This is a genomic window from Falsiroseomonas bella (assembly GCF_003173615.1).
In the GTDB taxonomy this organism is placed as follows: domain Bacteria; phylum Pseudomonadota; class Alphaproteobacteria; order Acetobacterales; family Acetobacteraceae; genus Falsiroseomonas; species Falsiroseomonas bella.
Genome location: NZ_QGNA01000003.1, coordinates 642896 through 668944 on the forward strand (window position 1 = coordinate 642896; position 26049 = coordinate 668944).

General features: G+C 73.1%; 30 protein-coding genes. 12 read left to right on the forward strand and 18 right to left on the reverse strand.

Translation table 11 applies throughout. The annotated features are described in order from the left end of the window. Nucleotides 1-11 precede the first annotated feature (11 nt). Genes flhB through DFH01_RS15640 form a run of 6 tightly spaced genes read right to left on the reverse strand, consistent with a single transcriptional unit; the run spans nucleotide 12 to nucleotide 3348 of the window. Nucleotides 12-1097: a flagellar type III secretion system protein FlhB gene (gene flhB / locus DFH01_RS15615; protein WP_109871366.1), complete on the reverse strand. Its 1086-nt coding sequence runs from the start codon at nucleotides 1095-1097 to the stop codon at nucleotides 12-14. Between the two features lie 3 nt (nucleotides 1098-1100). Continuing rightward, nucleotides 1101-1883, reverse strand: coding sequence for a flagellar biosynthetic protein FliR (locus tag DFH01_RS15620; protein ID WP_109871367.1), 783 nt, complete (start codon nucleotides 1881-1883; stop codon nucleotides 1101-1103). Further along, the gene (locus DFH01_RS15625; protein ID WP_233256129.1) at nucleotides 1880-2158 is read right to left on the reverse strand and encodes a flagellar biosynthetic protein FliQ; all 279 of its coding nucleotides are present in this window, start codon (nucleotides 2156-2158) and stop codon (nucleotides 1880-1882) included. The genes DFH01_RS15620 and DFH01_RS15625 overlap by 4 nt, the downstream gene beginning before the upstream one ends. A gap of 34 nt (nucleotides 2159-2192) precedes the next feature. Further along, nucleotides 2193-2510 (reverse strand): flagellar hook-basal body complex protein FliE, encoded by a 318-nt coding sequence (gene fliE, locus DFH01_RS15630; protein ID WP_109871368.1) that lies wholly within the window; start codon nucleotides 2508-2510, stop codon nucleotides 2193-2195. Further along, entirely contained in the window at nucleotides 2507-2914 is a 408-nt protein-coding gene (flgC, locus tag DFH01_RS15635) for a flagellar basal body rod protein FlgC (protein ID WP_109871369.1), read from the reverse strand. Before flgC ends, fliE begins: the two co-directional genes overlap by 4 nt. A 26-nt stretch (nucleotides 2915-2940) precedes the next feature. Beyond that, complete coding sequence (locus tag DFH01_RS15640) at nucleotides 2941-3348, reverse strand: flagellar basal body rod protein FlgB (protein ID WP_109871370.1); 408 nt, start codon at nucleotides 3346-3348, stop codon at nucleotides 2941-2943. A 96-nt stretch (nucleotides 3349-3444) separates the two neighbouring features. Here DFH01_RS15640 and DFH01_RS27840 point away from each other — a divergent pair, with 96 nt between their 5' ends. The 4 genes from DFH01_RS27840 (at nucleotide 3445) to DFH01_RS15660 (ending at nucleotide 6348) form a co-directional block, all read left to right on the forward strand. Then, nucleotides 3445-3696: a hypothetical protein gene (locus DFH01_RS27840; RefSeq protein ID WP_146217072.1), complete on the forward strand. Its 252-nt coding sequence runs from the start codon at nucleotides 3445-3447 to the stop codon at nucleotides 3694-3696. Nucleotides 3697-3733: 37 nt separating this feature from the next. Further along, on the forward strand, nucleotides 3734-4003 hold the full coding sequence (locus DFH01_RS15650) for a flagellar biosynthetic protein FliO (RefSeq protein ID WP_109871372.1): 270 nt from the start codon (nucleotides 3734-3736) through the stop codon (nucleotides 4001-4003). Further along, a complete protein-coding gene (gene fliP, locus DFH01_RS15655) occupies nucleotides 4000-4722 on the forward strand; it encodes a flagellar type III secretion system pore protein FliP (protein ID WP_109871373.1) in 723 nt (240 codons plus the stop codon). Before DFH01_RS15650 ends, fliP begins: the two co-directional genes overlap by 4 nt. Before the next feature lie 210 nt (nucleotides 4723-4932). Beyond that, complete coding sequence (locus DFH01_RS15660; protein ID WP_109871374.1) at nucleotides 4933-6348, forward strand: hypothetical protein; 1416 nt, start codon at nucleotides 4933-4935, stop codon at nucleotides 6346-6348. A 12-nt stretch (nucleotides 6349-6360) separates the two neighbouring features. Here DFH01_RS15660 and speE read toward each other — a convergent pair whose 3' ends face one another. From speE to DFH01_RS15705, 9 genes are all read right to left on the reverse strand, one after another. Beyond that, nucleotides 6361-7230 (reverse strand): polyamine aminopropyltransferase, encoded by an 870-nt coding sequence (gene speE / locus DFH01_RS15665; RefSeq protein ID WP_109871375.1) that lies wholly within the window; start codon nucleotides 7228-7230, stop codon nucleotides 6361-6363. An 88-nt stretch (nucleotides 7231-7318) separates the two neighbouring features. Next, nucleotides 7319-7771 carry an adenosylmethionine decarboxylase gene (gene speD / locus DFH01_RS15670; protein ID WP_109871376.1) on the reverse strand — a complete coding sequence of 151 codons (453 nt, stop codon included), beginning with the start codon at nucleotides 7769-7771 and terminating at the stop codon, nucleotides 7319-7321. A 198-nt stretch (nucleotides 7772-7969) separates the two neighbouring features. Continuing rightward, nucleotides 7970-10795 carry a hypothetical protein gene (locus tag DFH01_RS28240; RefSeq protein ID WP_158287779.1) on the reverse strand — a complete coding sequence of 942 codons (2826 nt, stop codon included), beginning with the start codon at nucleotides 10793-10795 and terminating at the stop codon, nucleotides 7970-7972. Nucleotides 10796-10799: 4 nt separating this feature from the next. Further along, nucleotides 10800-11396: a protein phosphatase CheZ gene (locus DFH01_RS15680; protein ID WP_109871377.1), complete on the reverse strand. Its 597-nt coding sequence runs from the start codon at nucleotides 11394-11396 to the stop codon at nucleotides 10800-10802. Next, entirely contained in the window at nucleotides 11389-11769 is a 381-nt protein-coding gene (locus DFH01_RS15685) for a chemotaxis response regulator CheY (RefSeq protein WP_109871378.1), read from the reverse strand. The genes DFH01_RS15680 and DFH01_RS15685 overlap by 8 nt, the downstream gene beginning before the upstream one ends. 98 nt (nucleotides 11770-11867) lie before the next feature. Further along, entirely contained in the window at nucleotides 11868-12485 is a 618-nt protein-coding gene (locus DFH01_RS15690) for a MotE family protein (RefSeq protein WP_109871379.1), read from the reverse strand. Nucleotide 12486: 1 nt separating this feature from the next. Further along, nucleotides 12487-12915, reverse strand: coding sequence for a DUF6468 domain-containing protein (locus DFH01_RS15695; RefSeq protein ID WP_109871380.1), 429 nt, complete (start codon nucleotides 12913-12915; stop codon nucleotides 12487-12489). Further along, nucleotides 12912-14012, reverse strand: coding sequence for a flagellar motor switch protein FliM (gene fliM / locus DFH01_RS15700; protein ID WP_109871381.1), 1101 nt, complete (start codon nucleotides 14010-14012; stop codon nucleotides 12912-12914). The genes DFH01_RS15695 and fliM overlap by 4 nt, the downstream gene beginning before the upstream one ends. Next, entirely contained in the window at nucleotides 14009-14536 is a 528-nt protein-coding gene (locus DFH01_RS15705; RefSeq protein WP_109871657.1) for a flagellar basal body-associated FliL family protein, read from the reverse strand. Before DFH01_RS15705 ends, fliM begins: the two co-directional genes overlap by 4 nt. A gap of 194 nt (nucleotides 14537-14730) precedes the next feature. On the opposite strand from DFH01_RS15705, the gene DFH01_RS15710 reads away from it, so the two are divergent. The 7 genes from DFH01_RS15710 to DFH01_RS15740 all read left to right on the forward strand — a co-directional run bounded on the left by DFH01_RS15710 (nucleotide 14731) and on the right by DFH01_RS15740 (nucleotide 22872). Continuing rightward, a complete protein-coding gene (locus DFH01_RS15710; protein ID WP_109871382.1) occupies nucleotides 14731-15477 on the forward strand; it encodes a flagellar hook-basal body complex protein in 747 nt (248 codons plus the stop codon). 168 nt (nucleotides 15478-15645) lie between these two features. Next, a complete protein-coding gene (gene flgG / locus DFH01_RS15715; protein ID WP_109871383.1) occupies nucleotides 15646-16431 on the forward strand; it encodes a flagellar basal-body rod protein FlgG in 786 nt (261 codons plus the stop codon). 5 nt (nucleotides 16432-16436) lie between these two features. Then, nucleotides 16437-17354, forward strand: coding sequence for a flagellar basal body P-ring formation chaperone FlgA (gene flgA / locus DFH01_RS15720; protein ID WP_109871384.1), 918 nt, complete (start codon nucleotides 16437-16439; stop codon nucleotides 17352-17354). Continuing rightward, nucleotides 17351-18076, forward strand: a complete 726-nt coding sequence (gene flgH, locus DFH01_RS15725) for a flagellar basal body L-ring protein FlgH (RefSeq protein ID WP_109871385.1) — start codon at nucleotides 17351-17353, stop codon at nucleotides 18074-18076. Before flgA ends, flgH begins: the two co-directional genes overlap by 4 nt. 62 nt (nucleotides 18077-18138) lie before the next feature. Next, nucleotides 18139-18501, forward strand: a complete 363-nt coding sequence (locus tag DFH01_RS15730) for a hypothetical protein (RefSeq protein ID WP_109871386.1) — start codon at nucleotides 18139-18141, stop codon at nucleotides 18499-18501. A 20-nt stretch (nucleotides 18502-18521) separates the two neighbouring features. Next, the gene (locus DFH01_RS15735; RefSeq protein ID WP_109871387.1) at nucleotides 18522-19250 is read left to right on the forward strand and encodes an SOS response-associated peptidase; all 729 of its coding nucleotides are present in this window, start codon (nucleotides 18522-18524) and stop codon (nucleotides 19248-19250) included. 52 nt (nucleotides 19251-19302) lie between these two features. After that, complete coding sequence (locus tag DFH01_RS15740; RefSeq protein WP_109871388.1) at nucleotides 19303-22872, forward strand: P-loop NTPase fold protein; 3570 nt, start codon at nucleotides 19303-19305, stop codon at nucleotides 22870-22872. 18 nt (nucleotides 22873-22890) lie between these two features. Here DFH01_RS15740 and DFH01_RS15745 read toward each other — a convergent pair whose 3' ends face one another. Next, on the reverse strand, nucleotides 22891-23841 hold the full coding sequence (locus DFH01_RS15745; protein WP_109871389.1) for an AfsR/SARP family transcriptional regulator: 951 nt from the start codon (nucleotides 23839-23841) through the stop codon (nucleotides 22891-22893). 374 nt (nucleotides 23842-24215) lie between these two features. Between DFH01_RS15745 and DFH01_RS15750 the strand changes: the two genes are divergently transcribed. Next, a complete protein-coding gene (locus DFH01_RS15750) occupies nucleotides 24216-24932 on the forward strand; it encodes an aspartyl/asparaginyl beta-hydroxylase domain-containing protein (protein WP_109871390.1) in 717 nt (238 codons plus the stop codon). Between the two features lie 31 nt (nucleotides 24933-24963). On the opposite strand, the gene dksA is transcribed toward DFH01_RS15750, so the two are convergent. After that, nucleotides 24964-25380, reverse strand: coding sequence for an RNA polymerase-binding protein DksA (dksA, locus tag DFH01_RS15755; RefSeq protein WP_109871391.1), 417 nt, complete (start codon nucleotides 25378-25380; stop codon nucleotides 24964-24966). 166 nt (nucleotides 25381-25546) lie between these two features. Further along, nucleotides 25547-25963 carry a flagellar assembly protein FliX gene (locus DFH01_RS28245; protein ID WP_158287780.1) on the reverse strand — a complete coding sequence of 139 codons (417 nt, stop codon included), beginning with the start codon at nucleotides 25961-25963 and terminating at the stop codon, nucleotides 25547-25549. Nucleotides 25964-26049 lie beyond the last annotated feature (86 nt).

Sequence of the window (26049 nt, forward strand, 5' to 3'; positions counted from 1 at the left end):
CGGGTGTCTCGTCAAGCGCGTCTCGCCCCATCCCGTGCAACAAGTTGTTCGTCACCGCGCCTGCGGCGCCATACGAATGCAATGATCTCGGCGACCGCCTGGTAATGCTCCGCTGGAATCTCGGCGCCGAGTTCCAGCCTGTGCAGGGCACGCGCGAGCGGAGGATTGCTGACAATCGGCACGGCAGCTGCCTCGGCCCGCGCGCGGATACGCGCGGCCAGCTCGTCCACGCCCTTCGCCACGACCTTCGGCGCCGCCTCTCCCTCGGCATAGGCCAGCGCCACCGCATAGTGTGTGGGGTTCGTAATCACAACCGCTGCGCGAGGAACCTCCGCCATCATGCGGTTGCGGGCGCGGCTCTCGCGCAGCTGCCGGCGGCGGGCGCGGAGATGCGGGTCGCCCTCGCTCTCCTTCATCTCGTCGCGCAGTTCCTGCCGCGTCATGCGCAGCTGGCGAAGGTGGTTGAACCGCACCCAGAGCAGGTCGAGCACCGCAAGGGCCGCGAAGGCGCCGAGCGCCGCGCCGACCAGCCGCCAGGATGCGTCCGCGGCTGCCTGCAGCATCCCGCCGGCCGGGGCGTGCAGCGCCGACTGCAACTCGGCCGGATCGCCGAGCGCAAACCAGAGCGCGACGCCCACGACGCCGATCTTCAACAGGCTGCGGAGGAATTCCGCGAGGCCCTCCGCCCCGAACAGCCGCCGCAGCCCCGCGAGCGGACTGATCTTGTCGAGCCGCGGCTCGAGCGCCTTGGCCGAGACCAGCCCGCGCGTCTGCAGCAGCGTCGCGGCACAGGCGCCGAGCGCCGCCGCACCGGCCACCGCCGCGACCAGCAGCAGCCCCTGCCAGCCGAGCAGCCGCGCCACCTCCAGCGGGTCTGCGCCATGCGCCTGCTCCAGCGTGGCGCGCATGGCCTTCAGCAGCTCGAGCCCGAGCGGCGGCAGCGCCAGCGCCACGGCCAGGCTGCCGGCCGCGAGCGCCGCGAAGCCCGCCGCCTCCCGCGACAGCGCCACCTGCCCCTGCTCGCGCGCCTTCTCGACACGCCGCGGTGTCGCGGCTTCCGAGCGGTCGGCGGGATCGGCGGCATCCTCCTCGGCCATCGCTCAGCGCGCCCCCGGCAGCGCCTGGAACGCATCGGCGAGGCTTTCCGCGAACACCGCCAGCAGCGGCGGCGCCAGCAGGGCCAGCAGAGCGATCCCGGCCAGGATCTGCCCCGGCACCGCGACGAAGAAGGTCTGCACCTGCGGCGCCAGCCGCGCGAGCAGGCCGAGCGAGAGGTTCAGCACGATCGCCGCGATCACGAAGGGCGCGGCCAGGCGCAGCGCCAGCGCGAGGGAGGCGGCGCCAGCCTCCGCCATCGCCTCGGCGGCCGCGCCGGCCGGCATCGGCGCGCCAGCGGGCAGCACCGCGTAGCTGTCCACCAGCGCGCGCAGCGCGATGGCATAGAGCCCCGTGCCGAGCACGAGGCAGGCTGCAATGAGCCCGAAGGCGCGGCCCAGCGCCGTGCTCTGGCCGCCGAGCTCGGGATCCGCGACCAGCAGGCCCTGCAGCCCGATCAGCGTGGCGATCGCCTGCCCCGCCATGGCGAGTGCCAGCGCGGCGATGCGCGCCAGCCCGCCGAGCCAGAGCCCGACCACGACCTCCTGCGCGATCAGCCCGGCTGCGCCCGCGCCATCGGCCGGCGCCGCCGGCAGGCCGGGTGCCAGCACCGGCAGCAACAGCGCCAGCAGCGCCAGCCCGAGCACGAGGCGGATGGTGGGCGAGACCTCCTGCTCGCCGAGGCCCGGCAGCAGCATCACCGCCGCGCCGATCCGCGCGAAGGCCAGCACCGCCTGGAAGGCCAGCGCCGGTAGCGACTGCAGCAGCGCGGCGTCCTCGGCCGTCATCGCACGCCGCCGAGCTCGATGGCGCGGTCGAACAGCGTCTCGGTCCAGCCGCGCATCGCGCCGACCGCGAAAGGGCCGAGCAGCAGCATCACAACCGCGCAGACTGCGAGCTTCGGCAGGAAGGCCAGCGTCGCCTCCTGCACCTGCGTCAGCGCCTGCAGCAGCGAGATGACAAGGCCGACGGCGAGCACCGCGAGCAGCGGGGGCCCCATGACCTGCAGCGAGACCCAGAGGGATTCGCGCAGCGCCTGCGCCAGCGCCTGCTCGGTGTCCACGGAGCTTTTCCCCGCCTGCGATGCCGCGCCGCCGTCAGATCGGCATGCGCATGACGTCCTGGTAGGCGGCGACGACGCGGTCGCGCACGGCGACCGCGGTCTGCAGCGTGAGCTCGGCGCGGGAGATCGCCAGCACTGCCTCCGTCACGCCGCCCTGGCCGAGCATGGCCGCGGTGGAGGCGGCCTCCGCGCTGCGGCCGATCTGCACGCCCTGCTCCATCGCCCGCTGCACCAGCGCGCCGAAGCCGCCGGTCGCCGCCTCCGCCGCGCCGACGGTGCCGCCGGCCGCCGCGCCCGAGGCGGCGCGATAGGCCGCGGCGGCGGTCGCGCCGATGCCGGCGGCGCCGCTCACCGCAGCGCCTCGATCGCGCGCGTCAGCATGGCGCGCGTGGTCTCCAGCACGGAGAGGTTGGCGCTGTAGCTGCGCTGCGCCTCCCGCATGTCCATCACCTCGACCAGGCTGTCCACGTTCGGCGTCTTGACGTAGCCGCGCTCATCCGCCGCCGGGTGGGAGGGCTCGAAGCGCGTCGGGAACTCGCCGGGCGCGGTGCCGATGCGCGAGACGCCGACCGCCTCCACGCCGAGCGCCCGGTCGAGCCGGTTGGCGAAGGTCACGGTGCGGCGGCGATAGGGATCGGCGCCCGGCGCCTCCCCCGTGCTGTCGCGGTTGGCCAGGTTCTCCGCGACGACGCGCAGGCGCGTGGACTGCGCCGCCATGCCCGCCGCCGAGATCCGCAAGGCGCGATCGAGGTCCATCCTCTTCCCCTTCCCTGCAACCGCGCTCAACGCCCGAGCGTCGCGCGGAACATGCCCATGAAGCTGCGATGCACCGCCATCGCCACGGCATGGGCGGTATCCGTCTCCGCGATGCGCATCGCCTCGCGGTCGAGCGAGACGGCGTTGCCGTCCGGCGTCACCTCCGGCACGCCGCGCTCGGTGCGCGCATTCGCCGCCGCGGCCGGGCTGCCGGCGCCATGCCCGGGCTGGGTGCGCGCCATCGCCAGCCGTACCGCCCCTTCCAGCTCGCGCCGGAAGGGCACGAGGTCGTGCGGGCGGTAGCCGGGCGTGTCGGCATTGGCGACGTTCTGCGCCAGCACCGCCTGGCGCCGGTCGAGCCAATGCAGCCGCCGCTCGGCGAGGGCCAGCGGATCGGGGGCGCGGGCGGCGCGGGTCGCGGCGGCGGGATCCATGCACGCAGCCTCGCGCGAAGCGGTGAAGAAACGGTTAGCGATGCGAGGATGGCGGCGGTAACGCTTCCTTCACCGGCGCCGGGCTAGTCAGCGCCGATGCGCAAGCCAACCCAACCCGCCGAGGCCGTCCACGCCGCCATCGCCTCGCTCGACGGCACGCTGTCCCTCGCGCGCGCGCTGGTCGAGGGCGGGCGCCGGATCGACCTCGCCGGGCTCGAGCGCGAGGCGACGACGCTCTGCGCCGCCGTGATGGCGCTCGGCGCGGAGGAAGCGAAGCGGTTGCGCCCTGCCCTGCTGTCGCTGCGCGGCCAGGTGGACGGCCTCGCGGCCAGCCTCGCCCGCACCTGAACCCACCCCCACAGGCTCGTCCCAGGATGGAGACGGCATGCACGAGATCGGCTGGACCGGCCTGATCACCGCCGCCGCGGCGCTGGCGGGCATCCTGCTCGCGCTGGTGCTGGTGCTGCGCGGCGTGCGCGCCGCCGGCCTTGCGCGCGGCAACCGCCGCCTGATGGTGGAGGAAGCGGTGGCGCTGGATGCGCGCCGCCGTGTGGTGCTGCTGCGCTGCGACGGACGATCGCTGTTGCTGCTGACGGGCGGTGGGCAGGACATCGTGCTGGGCTGGCCCGAGACGCCGCCGAAGGCAGGGCCATGATCCGCGCCCTCCTCTTCCTGCTGCTGCTGATGCTGCCCGGCGCGGCCGCGGCGCAGAGCCTCAACCTCGATCTCGGCGGCGAAGGGGCGGGCGCCACCGCGCGTCTGGTGCAGCTTGCCGCGCTGATCGGCCTGCTTTCGCTTGCGCCGGCGCTGCTGGTGATGGTCACCGCCTTCGCGCGCATCGTCATCGTGCTGTCCCTGCTGCGGAGCGCCATCGGCGCGCCCGCCATCCCGCCCAACCCGGTGCTGATCGCACTCGCGCTGTTCCTCACCCTGTTCGTGATGGAGCCGGTGCTGATGGCGAGTTGGGAACAGGGCATCCGCCCCATGTCGGAAGGCAGGATCGGCGAGATGGAGGGGCTCGCCGCCGCCGCCGAGCCCTTCCGCCGCTTCATGGCGGCCCAGGTGCGCGACGCCGATCTCGCGCTGTTCCTCGACCTCGGGAACCTGCCGCAGGCGCCGGCCGAGCAGGCGCCGTGGCGCGCGCTGATGCCGGCCTTCCTGGTGGGCGAGCTGCGCCGCGCCTTCGAGATCGGGTTCCTGCTGTTCCTGCCTTTCCTGGTGATCGACCTGGTCGCGGCGAGCGTGCTGATGTCGCTCGGCATGATGATGTTGCCGCCAACCGTCGTCGCGCTGCCCTTCAAGCTTGCCTTCTTCGTCCTGGTGGACGGCTGGCGGCTGGTCGCGGGCAGCCTGGTGCAGGGATTCGCGACCTGATGCCGGTGAGCCTTTCCGTTGACACGGAAAGGGCCCTCAGACGCCGCCGCTTCGCTTGGCTGCGCCGCACAAGCGGCGGGCCGCCTTCGCGGCCTCGCCCGCCTCCGGCGGGCGCAGCGCACGGGAATGGCTCGGCAGCAACTGCCCACAAAGGCTGGACAGCAGGGCCGCCCGCCGCGCATCGTCGCGCTGCGCAACAGAGGCGGAGCGATGGGCCGGCTTCTCTTCCTGCTCGTCCTGTTCGTGCTGCCCGGCCTTGCGCCCGCGCTGGCGCAGCCCGCGACGGCGCCGCAGGGCCGAATCCTCTGCAGTCCGCGCGTGCCGCCCGACGAGGAATGGCGCGTCGGCTCGGGCTTCATGGTGATGCGCTCCGTCGCGGAGCACCTGAACGGCAGCGCGCCGGCGCTGCGGCTCGAGAATGTGCAGCAGACCGCCAAGGCCATCCCGACGCTGGAATTCATCATCTCCCGCCCGGACGGCATCACCGCGAATGAATGGCGCGCCGCGTGGCTGGAGGCGGTGGCCTATCCCGCGGACCGGACGCCGGGCTCCATCACGGAGCAGGATCTTGTCCGCGGCACCGTCCTGCCGCCCTCTCCGGAGGACGACCGCACCGCGGTGACTGCCCTGTTCCCCGCGCTCGAGCGCGGTGGCTGGCTGCCCACGCGATGGCAGGTGGTGGTCTTCGTCTGCGTCGACCCGAACTACGACCCCGGCTCCCGCCGCGCGAACGGCAAGGAGATCCGCGCCTATGCGCGGGAGCCCTTCTTCATCTCCACCTTCAAGCTTTCGACGCTGACGGGCGTGCTGACGGTGGCCGCGATCTACCTCGCCCTCGCCCTGGCGACGCTGCAGCTCCAGTCGAGGCAGATCGCGCATGCGCAGAGCACCGGCGTGATCCGCCGCGGCCGCAGCGCGGCCTTCTGGTACGCCATGCGCCCGACGGTGATCGCGCAGGACAGCTTCGGGGTCTGCAGCCTGTCGCGCTTCCAGGTGCTGCTGTTCACCGTGGTCGTCTCCGGCGTCTATGCCTATGTCATGGCGCGCACCGGCAAGCTGCCGGAGGTGTCAAACACGGTGCTGACGCTGCTTGGCATCACCCTCGCGGGCTCGACGCTGGCGCGCGTGGCGGAGGGCACCAGCATCGACACGCAGAACCGGCTCTGGCTGCTCGGCACGGGGATCGTGGACCCCTCGCCCCGGCTGCCGCGCTGGCTCGACCTCGTCTCGGCGGAAGGCGAGATCGACGTGACGCGGGTGCAGGCGCTGGTGTTCAGCCTGTTCGCGGCCGGTGCGCTGGTGGTGAACGGCACCGGCGACCTCGCCAATTTCAGCATCCCGGAGCAGGTGAACTACCTGATCGGCATCAGCCAGGCGGTCTATGTCGCCGGCCGCGCCCTGCCGCATGAATCGGCGCGCCGGCTGAACGAGGAGGTGCGCGCCCTGCAGGACGCCGAGGCCAAGGCGCTGCATGACCCGGCCGACGCCGACGCCCGCCAGCAATTCGAGACGGCGCGCAAGGGCATCGGACCGACGCTGACAGACGTGTTCGGCGAGCGCTTCCGCGCCGCCCGCCTCAGGCAGTTCAAGCCGGGCGAGCGGGTGGCGGAGGTGCCGGCGGAATAGCCCGTTGGCGCGTCAGCGCCGCGGCAGGTGCCGGGCGATGTAGGGCGGCAGGTTGAAGGCGCCCACATGGATCTCGGGCGTCCAGTAACCGGTGGTGTCCAGCACGCCCGCCACATCCGCGCGGCGCCGGATCTCCGCCGCGTCCACCGTCCGCAGCGCGGCATCCTTCGCCGCCCAGCCCAGCGTCATGTAGCCCCCGACATAGGTCGGCACCGCCGCGACATAGGCCCAGACATCCGGGAAGGATTTCGCGCGCCGCAGCGAGGTGTCGCGCAGCTCCTCGGCCTGCATCGCCGGCACGCCGCACTGGTTCACGATCAGGCCGCGATCGGTGAGGATGCGGGCGCAATTCGCATAGAACTCGTCGGTGAACAGCACCTCGCCCACGCCGATGGGATCGGTGCTGTCCACGATGATCGCGTCATAGCTGCCGGCGGGCGCCTGGCGGACATGGTCGATGCCGTCGCCGACGATCACCTCGGCGCGCGGATCGGTCCAGGCGTCGCCGGCGATGCCGGGCATGAATTCCTTGGCCAGCCGGATCACCTCGCCGTCGATCTCGACCATCACGGCCTTCTCGACGTTGCGGTGCTGGAGGACGCGCTTGAGCACGCCGCCATCGCCCGCGCCGATGATCAGCACGCGCTTCGCATCGCCATGCGCCAGCAGCGGCACATGGGCGATCATCTCCTGGTAGACGAACTCGTCCATCTCGGTGATCTGCACCACGCCGTCGAGCAGCATGACGCGGCCATGCGTGTGGCTCTCGAACAGCATGATGTCCTGGAAGTCGGACTTCACGCGCGCCAGTTCGCGCTTCACCAGGAAGCGCTGGCCCCATTCGGCGTAGAGCGTCTCGTTCACCCAGGAATCGGTGGGCATCTCTGTCATTCCGCTGTCACGAGTGGCTGGCAAGAAAAAGGGCCGGACCCTTCGGCCCGGCCCCTTATCACGAAACGGCGCGAAGCGCTTACCCGATCAGGCCGCGCTTGTGCTCGGCGAGCTGCACGCGCTCGGGCTGGAAGCCCTTCTTGATCGCCGGGATCGCCTTGGCGGGGTCGCACTCGCCGCACATGAAGATGTCAATCGCGGCGTAGTCGCGCTCCGGCCAGGTGTGGATGGAGATGTGGCTCTCCGCCAGCACCAGCACGCCCGACACTCCGCCATTCGGCGAGAAGTGGTGGAAGTGCCCGTGCAGGATCGTCGCACCGGCCGCGAGCGCGCCCTCCCGTAGGACGGCGTCGATGTGGTCGGGGTCATCCAGCCGCGTCGCGCCCCAGAGGTCCACGATCAGGTGGACGCCGGCGAAGCGCAGGCCGCCGCGGTTGATGAAGTAGTCCTTCTCGACCGACCCGTGGTCGATGTCGTTCCGGGTGTCGCTCGGCATATCCGAGACCATCCCCGGTTGGACGAGAGCTTCCATGAACGAGGCTCCTTCCAGCCAGCAGATGACCTTGGTGGCCGCGATAGGCGGCACCTCGTGGGGTCAACGGGGCGCGCATATGGGGCAAGGGGGACGGGGGCGCAAGGGAAATCGGGACCCCCGGGCCGAAAAAAACGCGGGTTCCCCCCGATGGGGACGCGGGGCTTCACCGGCCGCCCCCGGGGGGAGGCCGGAGACTTACCTTGCCGCCCCGCTGCCCGGCCGCAACCGCTCCAGCTGGGCGGGTAGCAGGCGGGCCACCTCCAGCTCCCGCCGCAGCCGCGGCAGGTCGCCGATGCCGCCGATCCGGCCGGCCGTCATCAGCGCGAAGGCCTCGGCGAAGGCGCCTTCCTCCATGCGTGAACCTTCGGCGGCGCGCAGCGCGGCGAGCCCGGCCTCGTCGCCGGCCAGCGCCAGCAGTGCGGCGGCGCGGGCGAGTTGGCGCCGCGCCTCCTCCTCCAGCGGCGCCGGAGACGCAGGCAGCGTGGCGGCGAGATGCGCCTGCATGGCCGCCGCCGCGCCCGGCCAGTCCTGGCGCGCGGCGAGCAGCTCGGCCAGCTCAGGCAGCGCTTCCCGCCCCGCCTCGCGCAGACGCGCCGCGGCCAGGTCATGCGCACCGAGCGCGGACAGGGCGCGCGCTTCGGCGCGCAGGCGCGCGACGCGCAACTCCTCCGGCAGCGCCGCCGCCGTGGTGTCCTCCAGCGCCTTGCGCGCCCCGGCCGCATCCCCGGCGTTCAGCGCGAGCTTGGCCTGCGACAGCCCGATGCGGGCGCGCGATTCGTCGCTCTCCGCCCGCGCCAGCGCGCCACCCAGCACGCGACGCGCGCGATCCACCAGGTCGAGCGCGGCGAGGCGCTCGGCGAGTGCGGTCAACGCCTGCTCGGTCGGAGCGCCGGGCGGCAGCAGCGCCGCATGGGTGTCGAACAGCGCGACGGCGGCGACCGGCGGCTCGGTCTCGATCGCAGCGAGCAGCGCGGCGGCCTGCTTCGGGCGCAGTTCCGCGGCAGCCTGCGGGAAGGCCTGCTCGGCCTCCCGCAGCGCGTCGAAGGCAGCGCGCGGCGCGCCGGCCTGGAGGCGCAGCTCCGCCAGCCGCGTGCGGGCGCGCAGTTCCTGCGCATCGCCGCGCCACGCCGCGAGCACCGCCTCCATCGCCGCCGCCGCGCCGGCGGCATCCAGCGCGCCGGTCGCAAGCCGAAGCTCCGCCGCGCGGCGCATCGCGATCGCGCGCGCGAGCCGATCGCGGCCGCGCGCCACGGCGTCGTAGCCGGCAAGCGCGCCCTCCGAATCGCCGCCGGCTTCGCGCAGCCGTGCCTCGGCCAGCGCAAAGGCCGGATCGTCCTCCCGGCCCGCAATCAAGCGGCGTGCCGCGACGGTCTCGCCGCCCTCCGCGAGCGCCATCGCGGCGAGCGGCGCCAGGCGGTCGCGCAGCGGCTCCGGCCAGGCGCGCAGGATCGGAAGCGAGGCGGCGATTCCAGCAGCCCCGTCCTCGCCGCGCGCGGCGGCCAGCAAGCCACGCCACAGCACGATCTCGTCGCTCTCCGGCAGGCGTGGATCGAGCAGGCCGTCGGCCTCGTTCAATCGGCCCGCGACCAGTGCGGCAGCGCCATGCAGCGCGCGCGTCCTGGGCTGTTCGGCCGCGCGCGGATCCTCGCGCATCGCCAGCGCCGCCATCGCCTGCGCTTCCGGTCCCAGGCCGAGGGCGAGCAGTGCCTCCGCGGCGCGCAGGCGCGGCGGGCCGCGGCCGAGCGGCGGCGCGCCGGCGACGGCGAGATTCGCATTGCGCTCGCGCTGCACCAGCGCGGCGAGCGGCTCCGACGGCAGGTCGAACAGGCGCGAGAGCGCGGCAGCCTCGTCCGCGGCCTCGGCTTCCGCGCCCATCGCCAGCGCGACGCCTGGCCCGGGATCGGCGGCGAAGCCGGCCGGCAAGGCGCGCAGCGTCACGCTGTCCGCACGCGGCAGGATGGCGGCGCCGAGGCGCGTCGGCAGCACCTCGAAGGCTGCGGCGCGGCGGCCGGCGGGCGTCGCCTCGCCGCCCTCGCGCACCGTGCCGACCAGCAGCGCCCCGCCCGTCTCGGGGTCGAGCACCGCGACGCTGCGTGCGGCGCGCGATGCGCGCAGCAGCAGGCGCGCCGGCGGGCCGGGCTCGATATCCGGCCGGATCGAGCGCAGCGTCGGCGGCGCCTCCACCTGCTCCAGCAACCAGCCATCGCGATGGCGCGTGACCAGCGGCGTTGCGAAGGCGGCGCGCGGCAGGCGCAGCAAGGTGGCGTGCTCGCCGCGGCTGATCTGCGTTCCGGTTAGCGGCCCCGACCGCAGCGCGGCATCGTCGAGCGAGACCGGCGCATCCAGCACCAGCAACCAAGCATCGCCCCGGGCAAAGAGCGCGGCACCGACCTCGGCCGAGGCCGGCACCAGAAGGCGGCCGGGCGCGGCCTGCACCGGGCGCGCGGGCGGCGCCTGCGCGACCTCGGCGGCGGGCGGCGCACTGCGCTCCGGCGCGGTCGCGGGCTGCACCGGAGCAGGCTGCACCGGCGCGGATTGCACCGGCGCGGAATGCACCGGTGCGGCCGGCGCGGGCTGGACGGCGGCCGGCCGCGGCGGCTCCGGCGCGGCTGGGCGCGGCGTGGCGGAAGCACGCGGCGCCGCGGAAGGCGTCGCAGCCGGCGCGGCGCGCGCCGGGTTCTGCGCATCCACGACCACGCGGTTGCCGAGACGGAACACCCGCACCCGCGCGCCCGGCGCCAGCGTCACCGTCGCCGTGTCGCCTTCCGCCGCGATGGCGCGGATGTTGCGCGGCGGGCGGCGTGCCGCGCTGGCGTCGAAGCTGGCCGGCGCGGCGAAGCGCAGCACCACGCGTCCTTCGGATTCCTCGACCGCGTAGCCGACGCGCTCCGGCCAGTCGAAGACCAGCCTGCCATGCGTCGGGTGATCGCCCACGCGCATCCGAACGCGCGCCTCGGCCGAGGCCGCCTCGGGCAGCAGCAGCAGCAGGACCAGCAGCAGCAGCAGGCCGAGACGGCGCATGGGATCAGAGCTCCGACAGCAGGCGGTCGATTTCGGCCTGGCTCACCGCCGCGCCCGGCAGCTGCGGGCCTTCGGCAAGGCGGCGGCCCTCCGTCACCTCGGCCTCCGGCTCCGGCGCCGCGCGGCCCTCGAGGAAGTTGCCCGTCACGTCGGCCACGCGCGCCTCGATCGCCTTCAGCGCGGTCACCACCTTGCCGATGCGCTGGCCGGTGATGTCCTGGAAGCTGCAGGCCTCGTAGATGCGGGTGATGGCGCCCTGCAGCGCCTCCGCATCCGCCTTGCCGACGCGGGCCGACACCGTCTCCAGCACCTCGCAGCAATCGAGGATCTCGTTCGTCGCCTGCGCGGTGTGGTCCACGATCGCGTCCAGCTCGTCGGTCGCGCTCGGGATGTGGCTGCCGGTGATGTCGTCCACCTTCAGCCGCGCGATCTCCTGCTTCGCGCGGGCGACGGTGCGGCCGAGGCCTTCCAGCTCGGCCAGCAGCGCGGCCTCGGTCGCGGTCAGGTCGCCGGCCATGCTGCCGAGCACCTGCCGGACGGCCGCTTCGATCCTCTCGCTGGTGGGCGCGTCCGCCGCGCCGGGGGCGATGCCGTCAGGCATGCACCATCACCTTCTCGATCTTCTCGCGCAGCGTCTCGGCGTTGAACGGCTTGACGATGTAGTTGGAGACGCCCGCCTGCTTCGCCGCGACCACGTTCTCCGTCTTGCTCTCGGCGGTGATCATGATGAAGGGCGTGTGCTTCAGACGGGGATCGGCCCGCACCTCCTTCAGCAGGTCGAGGCCGGTCATCGGCGCCATGTTCCAGTCGCTGATGACCAGGCCGAAATTGCCGGCGCGCAGCTTGCTGAGCGCCTCCTCCCCGTCCGAGGCCTCCTCGACATTCTCGATGTCGAGCTGCTTCAGCAGGTTGCGGATGATGCGCAGCATCGTCTTGTAGTCGTCCACGATCAGGACGGACATGCGCTTGTCCATGCGTTCCGGTTACCCTCTTGCCCAGCGCCGCGCGCCCCGCGGCACGGCCGTGAGAGCTAGCGCGGCGCTGATGAACGCATCGCGAAGACGCAGTTCCCTCATCGCCGCGCCGCCTGCTGTTCCACCCGCTCCGCCCGCAGCCGCGCGAGTTCCGCCGTCAGGGCACGCGCGCGATCCGGCCGCATGGCGCCGAGCACCGGCGCGGCCTTCGCCTCGCGCATGCGGTCCACGATCGAGAGCAGCACGGGCATGTCGAGATCGTCGAAGATCGCCGCCGCGTCGCGCGGCCGCATCCCCTCATAGAGCTTCACCAGCCCGCGCAGCCCGGCATCCTCCCGCGCCGCGCGCTCCCGCTCCAGCGCCTCCAGCCGCCCCTGCAGGGCGGTGAGTTCCTCCACGCGCGTCATCAGCCGCCGTTCGGCGGCGGCCAGCATCACCTCGCGCTGCGCCGCGGCCTGCTCCCGCGCCTCGATCTCGGCGCGGCGCGCGCGCAACGCCTCCAGCACCGCGCGTTCGGCGGCGGCTTCGGCCGGCGGCGGCGCCTCCGGTTGCGCGGCGGGTGGCGGCGCCGGCGCGGCTGGCGGCGCCTGCGCGGCAGCAGAGGCGACCGGTCTCGGCGCGGCAGCCCAGAACGGCGCTGCAAGCCGCTCCGCCTTCATCAGCACCAGCAGCGCCGCCGCGCCGATGCCGAGCCGCAGCAGCCCGATGCGCGGCATCTCAGCGCAGGCCCTGCAGCGCGCGCAGCAATTCGCGTTCCGCCTCGCTGCGGGCCGCGCGCTCGGGCGCGGCGGCGGGCGGGGCAGGCGCGTCGCCCGCCATCGGCCGCGCCCGGCGCACCAGCCCGTCCAGGCGATCGGCCAGCACCTCCGCGCGCTCGGTCAGGAAGGCCAGGTCGTCGCGCAGCTTTTCGGCGGTCGCGACGCGCTCCGCGACCGCGCGCCCGGACTGCTCGGCGGTCGCGCGCAGCCGCGCCAGCGCCGCCTCCGCGGCTTCCGTGGCGCGGGCGATGTCCGCAGCGCCGTTCTGCAGGTCGCCGCCGGCGCCGCGCAGCACCGCGATCCGCCGCTCCAGCCGCCAGGCGAAGGGGATCACTACCAGCAACAGGGCCAGCAGCGTGGCATGCGCAGCCCATTCCAGCAGGCTCATGCGGCATCCTCCGTCGGGGTGGGCGGCACCGGGCGCACCTTGTCGATCCTGACCGCGAGGCGGCTTTCCCGGCGGCCAAGCTCGGCCTCGAACAGCGCCACATCGCCGCAGCGCAGCGAGACGGGGGCGCCGGGCGGGGTGGAGAGCAGGATGCGGTCGCCGACGCGCAGCCCCAGCACCTGGCTCAGCGGCATCACCTGCTGGTCGAGCACGACATCCAGCGCGACGTCGGTCTGGCGCAGTTCCTCCGCCAGGTGGGTCTCCCAGATGCTGTCGCGGCCGAAGCGCTCGCCCATGAATTGCTGCAGCAGCAGCTCGCGCACCGGCTCCAGCGTGGCGTAGGGCAGCAGCACTTCCAGCCGGCCGCCTCGATCCTCCATCTCGATCCGCATGCGGCTGACGACCGCGGCGTTGGACAGGCGGGAGATGGCGGCGAAGCGCGGGTTCACCTCCAGCCGGTCGAAGCGGAAATCCACCTCGCAGAGCGGCTCGAAGGCGGCCTTCAGGTCGCCCAGCACCACGCCGATCAGGCGCTCCACCAGGGTGCGCTCGATGGTGGTGTAGGGGCGGCCCTCGATGCGCATCGCGGCCGTGCCGCGCCGCCCGCCGAGCAGCACGTCCACCACCGAATAGATCAGCGCGGAATCCACCACGATCAGGCCGTAATTGTCCCACTGCTCGGCGCGGAACACCGCCAGCATCGCCGGCAGCGGGATGGAGTTCAGGTAGTCGCCGAAGCGCTGCGAGGCCATCACGTCGATGGAGATCTCGACATTGTCGGAGGTGAAGTTGCGCAGCGTGGTCGTCATCAGCCGCACCAGGCGATCGAAGACGATCTCCAGCATCGGCAGGCGTTCGTAGGCGACGAGGCCGGAGGAGATGATGCGCTCGATGCCGGACATCGCGCTCTCGCGCGAGGGGCCGGCATCGAAGCCGAGCAGGCTGTCGATCTCGGCCTGGTTCAGCACGCGCGTCGCCTCGCCGGAGGTCGGCGCCTCGCCCTCCGCGCCCTTCCCGCCCTGCTCCTGGTCGAGCGCCGCGCCCCAGGCGGCGGCGAGGTCCTCCTGGTTCTCGCCCTCCCCCGCCTCGCCGCTCATTGCACCAGGATCTCCACGAAGAGCACGTCGGTGACGCGCGCGGGGCTCGCGGCGATGGAGGCACGCGCGATCAATTCCTCCCGCAGGCGGTGCGACCCGGCGGAGCCGCGCAGCTCGTCCGGTCGCACCTCGCGCAGATAGGTGGCGAAGAGGTCCACGAGGCGCGGCATCGCCTCGGTCACCGCCGCGACCTGCGTGGAATCGGAGATCTCGAGCTTGGCGCGCAGCCGCACGAAGCTGGCGCGGCGGCCGTTCGGCACGTTGAGGTTGGAGACGATCTCCGGCAGGTCCACGAAGGCCGGCGTCGGCGCGGGCGGGGGCTGCGCCGCCGCTTCCTCGGTCGCGTCGGCCGGCTTCGCGCCCATGCCGAGCAGCGGCGGCAGGATGCCGCCGAACCACAAGCCTGCGCCGAGCCCGATCAACAGCAGCGGCAGCGCGAGCAGCAGCAGCTTCTTCTTGCCGCCGCCCTTCCTGGGCTCGCCGGCCTCGCCCTCCGGCTTCTTTTCCTCCTTCGCGGCCGCCATGGCCCGTTCCATCCGCCTCCTGCCGACGCGGCGCATCCTGGGCGGGCTGGGTTAACGGATGCTTTCGATGGCGCGTGCCGCTTGCCGATACAGGGAAAAACCTGCCGGGCGCGCGGCAGCCGACGCCGCGGAAAGCGCCGCGCCGGCTGGCACGCGCCTTGCGGAACGGCTGGCGACGCATCGGAGCACGCCGCATGGACAGCCCCGGCTATATCGTCCTGTCACGCCTGATCGCCGCGCAACGCGCGACGGCGGTGACGGCGAACAACATGGCCAATGCCGACACGCCCGGCTATCGCGCGCATCGCCCGCTCTTCGGTGCCGTGCTGGAGCGGCAGCTCTGGGCCGATGCGCCGCGGGGCGGCCGCGACCTGGCCTTCGCGCAGGACCGGGCCACCTGGCGGGACGCCACGCCGGCGCCGCTGACGCGCACCGGCAATCCGCTCGACCTCGCTCTGTCCGACCAGGAGGCCTTCCTGGCGGTGGAGACGCCGCGCGGCGAGCGCTACACGCGCGCCGGCCGCTTCACGCTGGACGGCCAGGGCCGCGTGGTGGACGCCGAGGGCAACCAGGTGTTGGCCGCCGGCGGTCAGCCGCTGCGCCTGGAGCCGAACACGTCGCGCATCGACATACGCGGCGACGGCGCCGTGCTGACGGAGAACGGGCCGGCGGGCCAGCTGCGCATCGTGCGCTTTGCCGACCTGCAGCGCCTGACGGCCGAAGGCGACCGCAACTTCGCCGCGCCCGAGGACATGCCGCCCGAGCCCGTGGCGGCGCCGGGCGTGGTGCAGGGCGCGGTGGAGGGCAGCAATGTCCGCCCCGTTCTCGAGATGACGCGGCTGACCGACGACATGCGCCACTTCCAGTTCGTCGCGCAGATGGCCGAGCGCGAAGGCGAACGCCTCGGCAGCGCCGTCGAACGCATCCTCCGGCGCCGGTGAGGACGACAACGATGAATCCCGACAACCATCAGAACTGGCGGTCGCCGCAGGCGACCGAGCGGCCGAACGGCCGCCGCGCACAAACCAGCAGCATAGCCCGGCGCACCCGTGGCCTGCGCGCAAGCCAAGGCCGCGGAGCGGCCGCCCGGCGCCTGAGGGCACACTAAGATGCGCAGCCTTCACATCGCCGGCACCGGCATGATGGCCCAGCAGACCAATGTCGAGGTCATCTCCAACAACATCGCGAACATGAGCACGACCGGCTACAAGCGCCGGCGCGCCGAGTTCCAGGACCTGCTGTACCAGAACCTCCGCCGCGTCGGCTCGCAGAGCGCCGACACGGGATCGGTGCTGCCCTCCGGCGCGCAGATCGGCCTCGGCGTGAAGACCGGCGCCGTGTATCGCATCACCGAACAGGGCAGCCTGGGCCAGACCGGCAACCGCTTCGACATCGCGGTGCGGGGCAACGGCTATTTCCAGGTGCAGCTGCCCTCCGGTGAAACCGCCTACACGCGCGACGGCACCTTCGCCCTCTCGCCCGAAGGCGTGCTGGTGACGGCCGACGGCTTCGTCGTGCAGCCCGGCATCACCATCCCCGCCAATGCGGTGGACGTCACCATCAACGCCAATGGCGAGGTGCTGGCGAAGCTCGACGGCCAGATCGAGCCGCAGAATGTCGGCCAGATCCAGCTTGCGATCTTCGCCAACGAGGGCGGGCTGGAGGCGATCGGCGACAACATGCTGCTGGCCACGCCAGGCTCGGGCGATCCGCAACAGGGCGCGCCGGGCACGCCGGGCTTCGGCCAGGTGCTGCAGGGCTTCGTCGAGAATTCCAACGTCAATGTCGTGCAGGAGATCACCAGCCTGATCACCGCCCAGCGCGCCTATGAGATGAACAGCCGCGTCATCTCCGCGAGCGACGAGATGCTCTCCACCCTCTCGCGGCTGCGGTGACGGCCATGCGGTATCTTCTGTTCGTGCTCGCGCTTCTCGCCGCCGCGCCGCTGCGCGCGGAGCAGCCGGGGCCGCGGCCCTTTGCCGTGGTGCAGGACGCCGTCGTGCGACTCTCCGACCTGTTCGAGAATGCCGGCCCGCGCGCCGATGTGGTGCTCGGCCCCGCGCCCGCGCCCGGTGCGCGGCTGGTGGTGGAGGCGCCGCAGCTGCAGGCCATCGCGCGGGCCAACGGCCTGGACTGGCGCCCGATGGGCGCCGAGCGCGTGGTGCTGGAACGGCCGGGCCGCGCGCTCTCCCATGACGAGGTCCTGCTCGCGCTCCGCGCCGCGCTGCGCGGCCAGGGGCTCGAGGATGAGGACGAGATCGAGCTCCCCGGCTTCGCGCCGCCGATGGTGCCCGAGGGCGGCTTCGTGCAGCTCGCCGTGGAGGGGGCCGTGCTGGATCTCGCGGGCGCGCGCTTCGTCGCGACGCTCGCCATCATGGCCGAGGGCACGCCGACGCAACGCCTGCGCCTGGCCGGACGCGCCCTGCGCACCGCGCCGATGCTGGTCGCGGCGCGTCGGCTCACCGCCGGCGAGGTGCTGGACGCCGAGGACGTCCGGCTGATCCGCGTCCCCGCCTCCCGCCTGCGTCCCGGCGCCGCCCAGGCGACGGAGGCGGTGCTCGGGCAGGCGCTGCGCCGCCCCGCCGCGGCCGAGCAGCCGCTGCTGCTGGCCGACCTGGCGCAGCCGATGCTGATCGAGCGCGGGCAGACCGTGACGATGCTCTACGAGATCCCGGGCATGACGCTGAGCGCCCAGGGCCGCGCCATGGCCGCCGCCCCGCGCGGCGGCACGGTGCCGGTGATGAACCTGTCGAGCCGGACGGTCGTGCAGGCGGAAGCCGTCGCGCGCGGCCGCGTACGCGTGGGGCCCCCGCGATGAACAGAAGTGCGCTGCTACTCGCCGCGCTGGTCCTTGCCGGCTGCGAGCGGCTCAGCGAGGTCGGGCGCCCGCCGGTCCTCGCCGGCATCGAGAACCCGACCAGCGACCCGCGCTGGCGGCAGGTGAGCATGCCCATGCCCGCGCTGGAAACGCCGGTGGTGACCGCGAATTCGCTCTGGCGCCCCGGCAGCCGGACCTTCCTGCGCGACCAGCGCGCGGCGCAGCCGGGCGACCTGGTGACCATCCTGGTCTCGATCCAGGACCGCGCGCAGCTCAACAACGAGACGGAGCGCGAGCGGTTGGGCACGGATTCGCTCGGCATCCCACGCATCCTCGGGCTGGAGAGCAGCTTCACCCGCATCTTCCCCAACACCATCGATCCGTCGCGGCTGGTGGAGACGCGCGGCGCGCAGAACACGAATGGCAGCGGCAGCATCCGCCGCAACGAGAGCGTGACGCTCCGCGTGGCCGCGACGGTGGCGCAGGTGCTGCCGAACGGAAACCTGGTGGTGACCGGACGGCAGCAGGTGCGGGTCAACAGCGAGCTGCGCGACCTGACGGTCAGCGGCGTGATCCGCCCGCAGGACATCTCCAGCGACAACACGGTGCGGCACGACCGGCTGGCGGAAGCGCGCATCGCCTATGGCGGCCGCGGCACGATCAGCGACGTGCAGCGCCCGCGCTACGGCCAGGAGGTGCTGGACACCATCCTGCCCTTCTGATCTTGACGCCGGCGCCGTGCCCCCTTCGTAAGGGGCCGGAACCGGGGCGGGAGAGGGTGCGGATGAACACGGCGGCGATCGTCGCGCTGGTGGCGACCATCGCGCTCGGCTTCGCGACCGGGGCGCTGTATCTGATGCGGGCGCGACGCAAGCGGCTGAAGGACCTGCACCTGATCGCCGCGCTGGCGGCGAGCGGGCTGGTGCTGGCCGCCGTCATCGCCGCGCCGCCGCCAAGCCTGCCGGGACCGGCTGGCTTCATCCCGATCGCCCTGGTCGGCATCGCCACCGCCGCGGGCTGGGGCGCGTGGAAACTGGCGCGCGGATCGAAATCGCGGGGCGAGCTGGTGCTGTTCGCGCATATCGTGCTCGGCATCGCGGGCTTCTTCGTCTTCCTCGCCTGGGCGAAGTCGGTCTCGGCGGGCTGACCCCGCACGGAGGACACATCATGTGCGGCCGCTTCTTCCTGCAGCGCGACCCGGCCGGCCTCGCCCGGTATTTCGAGACGACGAACCCCACGCCGAACCACCCGCCCTCCTGGAACGTGGCGCCGACGCAGACCTCGCTGGTCGTGCGGCGCCATCCGGACAGCGGCGAGCGGCACCTCGATCCGCTGCGCTGGGGGCTGGTGCCGCGCTGGGCGAAGGACACGAAGGACGCGGCGAAGCTGATGAACGCCCGCGGCGACGGTATCGCGGAGAAGCCGAGCTTCCGCGACGCCTTCGCGAAGCGCCGCTGCCTGGTGCCGATGGACGGTTTCTATGAATGGCGGAAGGCGGAGGACGGCTCGCGCCAGGCCTATGCGGTCGCGCTCGCGTCCGGCGAACCGATGGCCGTCGCCGGGCTGTGGGAAGGCTGGAAGTCGCCGGAAGGCGAGTGGCTGCGCACCTTCACCGTCATCACGACGGAGGCGAACGGCAAGCAGGCGCTGGTGCATCACCGCATGCCGGTGATCCTGGCGCCCGAGACCTGGGATGCCTGGCTCGGCGCCGAGCCCGCGGAGCCGGAAGACCTGCTGGAACTGATGGTCCCCTGCCCCGAGGAGGACCTGGCGATCTGGCCGGTGGACAACCGCGTCGGCCGCGTGGCGGAGAACGACGCGCGGCTGCTGGCCCGCGATCCGCTGGCGCAGCCGCCGCCCGAGCTGGACGATCCGGTGCCGGATCTCAGCGGGTAGCCAGGCGCGCCGCCCACTCGCTATCGTCCCGGAACAGGACGGGAGCGACGCCATGCAGCCGCCGCCCACGGATGTGCCCGACTTCCCCGTGCCGCTCTCGGCGGAGACGGTCGAGGTTGTGCGCGCAGCCGCCTGGATCGGGGAGAGTATCCAGGACGACGTCTTCGTCAGCTACACGACGCTGCTGCTCGGCCTGCTCTTCGCGCGGCTGAGCGCGAAGCAGGACTGGCAGGTGGAAGCACGCCGCGCGCTGCGCGTCGCGGAGATGCTGAAGGGCAAGGGCGAGCTCTCCCGTTCCGCGATCGACCGCATCGCCCGCGAGGTGGCGGCATCGCCGGAACGCGGCTGGCCCTCGGGGCGGCCGATGCTGTCGGCATCGGCAACACTCGTGCTCACCTCGGCCGCCAGCCTGCATGCGCGGCGCACCGGCAGCACGACGCCGGCCGAGCCCGCCGACATCATGGCCAGCTACCTGTTCGACATCCCACGCGCCCATGTGACGCAGGCGCAGGTTTGGGGGCTGTCCGGAGAGGAAGGAAGGCGGGTCGCGGCGCTGCTGCCGGGCTCGACGCCGCCCGATTCGACGGCCAGCCCGGCGCCGGACCAGACGGCATCATCCCCCACGTCCACCGATTTGCCCGGCTACGACGCGCCCGCCTCCGCCATCCTCCGCCTCGCCTTCGTCCTCGCCGGCCGCCGCAAGGAAGCCAGGCGCGCGCTGCTGCGCTCCTCCGGCCTGATGGTCGCCATCGCGGAATCCCAGCGGCTGCTGCCCCCCGGCGATGCGGAGCTCGCGAAGATGCTGCGCGGCATGCTCGATCATGACGGCGGCTATGCCGCCGTGCGCGATGCGGCCTTCGACATGCCGGCCGACCTCGCCGCCGCGGTCGCCGCGGCGGGCGACAGCTTCCCGCCGCTCAGCAACAATGCCCAGCCGATCCTCGACGATGCGCGGCTCATCGCGGGGCGCACCTCCGGCAACGCCCCGGTCGGTGCGCGCCACCTGCTCGCGGCCCTCATCAGCATGCCCGACGGCACCGACCGCGCGAGCGACGCGCGCATCCGCCTCACCGAGGCCGGCGCCGATATCGACGTACTGCGCGAAGCGATGGCGCGGATCATCCGGGACCGGCATCCGCGCGACGACCACGCCGCCTGGCGCAGCCTGCTGATCGGCAGCAGCCTGCCGATGATCGCGACCGCCCGGCCAGACGTGATCCCGGCCGATCCGCGCGGCGACGACACGCTCGACATCCGGCGCTACGCCGACGCACTCGGCGCGCTGATGGCGGCACGGGAGCAGCGGCCGCCGCTTTCCATCGCGGTCTTCGGCCCCTGGGGCTCGGGCAAGTCCTTCTTCATGGCGATGATCCGCGCCGCCGTGCGGGAGTTCGAGCAGGCCGGGCGCGACGCGGCGGCGCGGAAGCAGCCCACGCCCTTCCTCGGCCGCATCGTGCAGATCGAGTTCAACGCCTGGCATTATGCCGAGGGCAATCTCTGGGCGAGCCTCGTCCACGCCATCCTCGTCGCGCTGGAGCGCGAGCTGAAGCCCAAGGACCCGGCGACCGCGCCCTTCGAGCTGATGCTGAACCAGCTCAAGCTGCGCGAGGCGGAGAAGATCGAGGCCGAGCAGCGGCTGCAGGCGGCGGAGCGGCGGCTGGTGGAGGCGCAGGCCGCGATGCGGCAGGCCGACCAGCAGCTCGCCTCCCGCCGCGCGAGCGAGGGCAACCTGCCGAGCGCCGCCGATGTGCTGCGCGCCGTGCAGCAGGAAGCGCTGGCGCAGCTCGGCCCGCCCGAGGGGCAGGCGAGTCCCGAGGCCTGGATCCGCAGCGTCGGCGACAGCGTCGCCAAGGCCGCGACCTATCTCGGCCGGCCGGAGCTTGCGGACCAGGTTCCGGCGCTCACCAAGGCCGCGACCGGCGCGGCGACGACGACGGCGGCGCTGCAGACCCAGCTCGGCGCCGTGCGCGAATTACTGGACGAGGCGCATTCCAGCGCGGCGCGTGGCATGGGCCAGCTCGGCTGGCTGGCCAATGCGCGCATCCGGAAGGACCGGCTGATTCTCGGCGTGCTGCTCACGCTGATCGCACTCGTGCTGCTGGTCGGCCTCGCGCAGGAACTGGAGGCGCGCGGCGCGGAGATCGCGGCGACCATGACCACCGTGGTGACGCTGCTCGGCACCGCCACCACCGCGCTCGGCGCCGCGCTCGCCTGGGCGAAGCGCCACATGGCCGACGCCTCCCGCGCCTTCGCGCTGCTGGGCAGCATCCGGGAGCGGGTGGAGGCGCGGCAGGCGCAGCGCCTGTCGGAACACGAGGCCGAACTCCTCGCCGCGCGCCGCGCCACGAGCGAGGCGGAAGCCGAGGCCGCCCGCCGCCGCGCCGAATTCCAGGCCGCGCAGGCCGCCGTGGACAAGGCGCAGGAGGAGCTGAAGCAATCCGTCTCGGCCGAGCGGCTGAAGCGCTTCGTCGCGCAGCGCCTGGCGGAGGGCGACTACCAGCGGCATCTCGGCCTGGTCCACACCATCCGCACCGACCTCGAGCGCCTGCAGGAGATTCTCGAGCAGGTGCACCCGCAGGAAAGCGCGGTGCAGGCGCAGGCGCCGGTGGAGCGCATCGTGCTCTACATCGACGACCTCGACCGCTGCCCGCCGGCGCGCGTGGTGGAGGTGCTGGAGGCGGTGCACCTGCTGCTGGCCTTCAAGCTGTTCGTCGCGGTGGTCGGCGTGGATGTGCGCTGGGTCGCGCAGGCGCTGCATGAGCGCTATCCGAAGCAGCTCGGCGAGGGCCCGGGCATCGCCTCCCCGATCGACTACCTGGAGAAGGTTTTTCAAGTTCCCTTCTGGCTGCCGCCGATGGATGCCGCGGCCGGCCGGCGCCTGCTGGAGGGTGCGGTCGGCACGGATGGTCCGTCCGCCGCGAGCGACACCAGCGGGGGCGGCGCGAGCACGACGCACGCGAAGGCGGGGCAGGCCACGCCGGACAAGCCGCTCGACGAACCCGCCGATGCCGCCGGCCCAGAGGAGGAGGAGGCGACACCCGCCCAAGCGGCAGCCAAAGCGGAGATCCCGGAACCGCAAGCCGTCGCGGAAGCGCTGGTGCTCGGACCCACGGAGCGCGACAGGCTTCTCGACATGGCCGCGGCCATCGGCGCCTCGCCGCGCCGCGCGAAGCGCTTCGCCAATCTCTATCGCCTGCTGAAGGCCAGCCTCTCGCCCGCCGAGCGCCGCGGCTTCGCGCTGGAAGGCGGGGAGGCCGGCAGCTACGACGCGGCGCTGATCCTGCTGGCACTCTCCACCGGCGCGCCGCGCGCCACCGGCGCGCTCATCGCACGCCTGCAGGCGACGCCCGCGTCAGACTCCCTCGCGGCCCTCGATGCCGCCCTGGAAGCCGCGCCGCCCGAGGAAGCCGCCGCGGTCGGCGCCGCCCGCGCGCTCTGCCACGCCGTCGCGGACCAGCAGCGCCTCGCAAGCGACCTGCATTTCTGGTCCTCGCGCGTCACGCGCTTCAACTTCGATGGACGCCCCCCGCCGGCGCGCCGATCCGCGGCGCCATCCGCGCCGGAACCGCCCGCGCGGAAATCGCCGGCGCCGCGCCGGAAGCCGAAGCCGGCGGCCGCCTGACGAGCGAACGCCGCGCCGTCAGCGCTGGCTTTCCCCGGATGCCGCCGGCGGCGTCGGGACGCGTTCGGCGGTCCGCGTGGGCGCGAGCAGGATCGCCAGCACGAGCAGCAGTGCAGCAACGCCGCCGGCGAACAGCCAGGCGGCGCGGCGATGGCGCGGAGCGGAGTGCGCCGCCCGGCGCCCGGGCTGGGGCGAGCCGACGGGCCGCGCGGCCGGCGCATGCTCGCTGCGCAGCGCGGCGGCGATCCGCTCGGTCTCGGCGGAGGGCTTCGCGCCGAGCTCGCGGACCAGCGCCGCGGCGCAGATCTGGTATTGCCGCAGCGCCGCCGTGCGGTGGCCCGCCGACGGGAGCAACTGCATCAGGAGCTGGTGGCCCTCCTCCAGCGCCGGGTCGATGGCCAGCGCGCGGCGCGCCGCGGCGATCGCCTCCCCCGTCTCGCCCGCCTCCGCCAGCGCGCGCGCCAGGCGCAGCCTGAGGTCGCAGGCCAGCGAGCGCAGCCGTTCCCGTTCGCGTTCCAGCCATTCGACCAACAGCTCGGAGGAGACCGCCAGTCCCTCGAGGAAGTCGCCCGCCCAGAGCGCCTCCGCCTGCCGCAGCGAGTCGAGATCGTCGCGCGCGGCCAGGGCCTCGAAGGATTCGAGATCTGTCGTGACGGCGGCCGGATCGAGCGCGACGAACCCGGCATCGGTCACGACCGGGTCTGCGCCGGCGGCCGCGAGGCCGCGGCGAAGCGTCAGCAGCGCCTGGCGCAGACTGTGCCGCGCCTGCTCCTGCCCGCGATCCGCCCAGAACAGCGTCGCAACGCGGTCACGGTGCTGCGGCACGCCTCGGCGCGTTGCCAGATAGGCCAGCAGCACCTGCACCTTGGGCCCGAAGGACTGATCGGGCCGCTCCTCCCCCATCGACAGCCGGAACGGCCCGAGCAGCCGCAGGGCAAGCCGGGCTGATTGCGTGTCGCTCGCTGACATGCGTGGCCCCGAACGCCGGAATGCCTCGAAGCTTAAACATTAGGACTGACGCATTCAAACGGATTCGTGATCCCGTCCCGCTGCCGCGTTCCCAGCGCTGACGGGTATTTGACGCGCCCGTACACGCCCACTGCCGCGGCACGGACGCTCCGCTGACACCCCGGGCGGCAGCCTTCCGACTCGGAGGACGGGCGGCTTGGACGCGGAACACGTCAAGGATGGGACAGTCGGCGCGTCGGCGGCGAATACGCCTCCGATTCGGCCCGCCGCCCGGCCGGTCGGCGCCTGGCGCCTGGTGGCGGCTCTCGCCTTCAGTGCCGTCGGCCTCTGGCCGCGCCCTGCCGCCTCCCCAGCACGGGAAGGGGGACGCCACGATGGACACGACATTCGACCTCTATGAGCACGCCGCCGGCGCGATCCGCAGGCTCTATGACAGCCGGATCGAGGCGCCCGCGATCCTGCCGATGGACCGCCTCTTCCCGGAAGGCCAGCGCTTCGCCGAAGCGTGGCGCGACCTGCGCGACGAGGCCCTGGCCGTGGCGCAGGGCCTGGCCCGGGTGCCACGTTTCCACGAGATCATGCCCGAGCAGGCCGAAATCTCCTCCAACGACGGACGCGACTGGCGCCTGCTGTTGCTGAAGGCCTATGGCGTGGAATTCCCGGAGAACATGCGCCTCTGCCCCACGCTTGCAGGCCTGCTCCGCGCCACGCCGGAGGTGCTCTCCGCCTCCGTCTCCTTCCTCGCCCCGCGCAAGGTGATCCCGGAGCATCGCGGGCCGGTGCGCGGCGTGCTGCGCTTCTACCTGCCGCTGGTCATGCCGCGCGACGCGCTCGGGCGCCCGGCCGCGGTCCTGTCCGTGGACGGGCAGGATCTGCGGCTGGAGGAAGGCCAGGCGCTGCTGTGGGACGACACCTTCCGCCACGGCGTGCGCAACGAGAGCGACGCGGTGCGGATCGTGCTGCTGATGGATGTCTGGCGGCGCGGCATGCCGCTCGACATGCAGGCGCTGTCGAAGCTGGTGGTCTGGACCGTGCGGGCAGGCATCCGCGCCCGCCGCGTGGTCGAGCGCGCCCGCCGGCGCGAGGCGTAGCGCGGCACCTCGGCGCCGCGCAGCGCCGGGATCAATCGTCCCGGTGCACGCGCTCCATGCGCTCGTGGCGCTCCTGTGCCTCGATGGAGAGGGTCGCGATCGGCCGCGCCTCCAGCCGGCGCAGGCCGATCGGCTCGCCGGTTTCCTCGCAATAGCCGTAGGTGCCGTTCTCGATCCGCTCGATCGCCTGGTCGATCTTCGAGATCAGCTTGCGCGCGCGATCCCGCGTGCGGAGTTCCAGCGCACGGTCGGTCTCGACGCTCGCACGGTCGGTGAGGTCCGCCTCGGCAATGCCGCCCTCACCGAGGCTGTGCAGCGTCTCGCCGGCCTCGCGCAACAACTCTCCCCGCCATCGCAAGAGCTTCTGCCTGAAATATTCGAGCTGAAGGGGATTCATGAACTCTTCGTCGGACGACGGTCGGTAGTCCGGCGGCAAGGTCACGAGCATGGCACACTTCCCCAACCTCCTTCGGCCATGGCCCGGCGCCCGGCCGGCGAAGGCGGGCGGACCATAGTGGCGACACTGGGGCAGAGACAAGCCCTGTCTCCACGGCAAGTCGCTGATCTTCGCGCATTTTCACCCGAATGCCGCGAAGCCGCGCGGCAAACGGCGTTCAGGGCGGCGCGGCGCCTGCTTTCTGCGCATGCCGACGGGCGAGTTCCACCCGCGCGCGTAGCCGGACATGCGCGAGCAACGACCGCAGCGCGGGCTCGGTCGCCTCCTCCGACGCTTCCGCGAGTGCCTCGAGCCGGGCGAGCCGCGCCGGATCGTCGCCGCCCCGCAGCAGGTCGAGCTGCAGGCCGCGCAGCTCCTCGAGCGCCAGCGCGGCGCGCTGCAGCGGCGCCTGGCGCCGCCCGCGCGAGCCGGCGGATTCGTCCTGCACCGCGAGCAGCGCCGCGACCCCCGCGCTCGCCGAGGTCGCTGTGGAAGCCGCCGAGCGGGCCTCCGGCAGCGCGAATCCGGACCCCGGGCGCGCGCCGCGCCGCGCCGCCGCCACGCCAGCGGCGAAGACCCCACCGATTCCCCTCACGCCGACGTCCTGTCCGCTCTCATGGCCCTCTCCTGCCGCCCTGCCGGCACCGTCTGCCGCGATCCCGGCAGGACTTGCCGTGCCTT

Excerpts from the sequence above, each read along its gene's own strand:
- speD (WP_109871376.1), bottom strand. The coding sequence starts at position 7,771 with ATGGAAGCTCTCGTCCAACCGGGGATGGTCTCGGATATGCCGAGCGAC.
- DFH01_RS15660 (WP_109871374.1), top strand. The coding sequence starts at position 4,933 with ATGGGCCGGCTTCTCTTCCTGCTCGTCCTGTTCGTGCTGCCCGGCCTT.
- flhB (WP_109871366.1), bottom strand. The coding sequence starts at position 1,097 with ATGGCCGAGGAGGATGCCGCCGATCCCGCCGACCGCTCGGAAGCCGCG.
- DFH01_RS15685 (WP_109871378.1), bottom strand. The coding sequence starts at position 11,769 with ATGGACAAGCGCATGTCCGTCCTGATCGTGGACGACTACAAGACGATG.
- DFH01_RS15620 (WP_109871367.1), bottom strand. The coding sequence starts at position 1,883 with ATGACGGCCGAGGACGCCGCGCTGCTGCAGTCGCTACCGGCGCTGGCC.
- flgC (WP_109871369.1), bottom strand. The coding sequence starts at position 2,914 with ATGGACCTCGATCGCGCCTTGCGGATCTCGGCGGCGGGCATGGCGGCG.
- DFH01_RS28240 (WP_158287779.1), bottom strand. The coding sequence starts at position 10,795 with ATGCGCCGTCTCGGCCTGCTGCTGCTGCTGGTCCTGCTGCTGCTGCTG.
- DFH01_RS15710 (WP_109871382.1), top strand. The coding sequence starts at position 14,731 with ATGGACAGCCCCGGCTATATCGTCCTGTCACGCCTGATCGCCGCGCAA.
- DFH01_RS15695 (WP_109871380.1), bottom strand. The coding sequence starts at position 12,915 with ATGAGCCTGCTGGAATGGGCTGCGCATGCCACGCTGCTGGCCCTGTTG.
- DFH01_RS15730 (WP_109871386.1), top strand. The coding sequence starts at position 18,139 with ATGAACACGGCGGCGATCGTCGCGCTGGTGGCGACCATCGCGCTCGGC.
- flgG (WP_109871383.1), top strand. The coding sequence starts at position 15,646 with ATGCGCAGCCTTCACATCGCCGGCACCGGCATGATGGCCCAGCAGACC.
- dksA (WP_109871391.1), bottom strand. The coding sequence starts at position 25,380 with ATGCTCGTGACCTTGCCGCCGGACTACCGACCGTCGTCCGACGAAGAG.
- DFH01_RS15705 (WP_109871657.1), bottom strand. The coding sequence starts at position 14,536 with ATGGCGGCCGCGAAGGAGGAAAAGAAGCCGGAGGGCGAGGCCGGCGAG.
- DFH01_RS27840 (WP_146217072.1), top strand. The coding sequence starts at position 3,445 with ATGCGCAAGCCAACCCAACCCGCCGAGGCCGTCCACGCCGCCATCGCC.
- DFH01_RS15680 (WP_109871377.1), bottom strand. The coding sequence starts at position 11,396 with ATGCCTGACGGCATCGCCCCCGGCGCGGCGGACGCGCCCACCAGCGAG.
- fliP (WP_109871373.1), top strand. The coding sequence starts at position 4,000 with ATGATCCGCGCCCTCCTCTTCCTGCTGCTGCTGATGCTGCCCGGCGCG.
- DFH01_RS15750 (WP_109871390.1), top strand. The coding sequence starts at position 24,216 with ATGGACACGACATTCGACCTCTATGAGCACGCCGCCGGCGCGATCCGC.
- DFH01_RS15745 (WP_109871389.1), bottom strand. The coding sequence starts at position 23,841 with ATGTCAGCGAGCGACACGCAATCAGCCCGGCTTGCCCTGCGGCTGCTC.
- DFH01_RS15735 (WP_109871387.1), top strand. The coding sequence starts at position 18,522 with ATGTGCGGCCGCTTCTTCCTGCAGCGCGACCCGGCCGGCCTCGCCCGG.
- flgA (WP_109871384.1), top strand. The coding sequence starts at position 16,437 with ATGCGGTATCTTCTGTTCGTGCTCGCGCTTCTCGCCGCCGCGCCGCTG.
- DFH01_RS15690 (WP_109871379.1), bottom strand. The coding sequence starts at position 12,485 with ATGCCGCGCATCGGGCTGCTGCGGCTCGGCATCGGCGCGGCGGCGCTG.
- fliM (WP_109871381.1), bottom strand. The coding sequence starts at position 14,012 with ATGAGCGGCGAGGCGGGGGAGGGCGAGAACCAGGAGGACCTCGCCGCC.
- DFH01_RS15740 (WP_109871388.1), top strand. The coding sequence starts at position 19,303 with ATGCAGCCGCCGCCCACGGATGTGCCCGACTTCCCCGTGCCGCTCTCG.
- DFH01_RS15640 (WP_109871370.1), bottom strand. The coding sequence starts at position 3,348 with ATGGATCCCGCCGCCGCGACCCGCGCCGCCCGCGCCCCCGATCCGCTG.
- DFH01_RS15650 (WP_109871372.1), top strand. The coding sequence starts at position 3,734 with ATGCACGAGATCGGCTGGACCGGCCTGATCACCGCCGCCGCGGCGCTG.
- flgH (WP_109871385.1), top strand. The coding sequence starts at position 17,351 with ATGAACAGAAGTGCGCTGCTACTCGCCGCGCTGGTCCTTGCCGGCTGC.
- speE (WP_109871375.1), bottom strand. The coding sequence starts at position 7,230 with ATGCCCACCGATTCCTGGGTGAACGAGACGCTCTACGCCGAATGGGGC.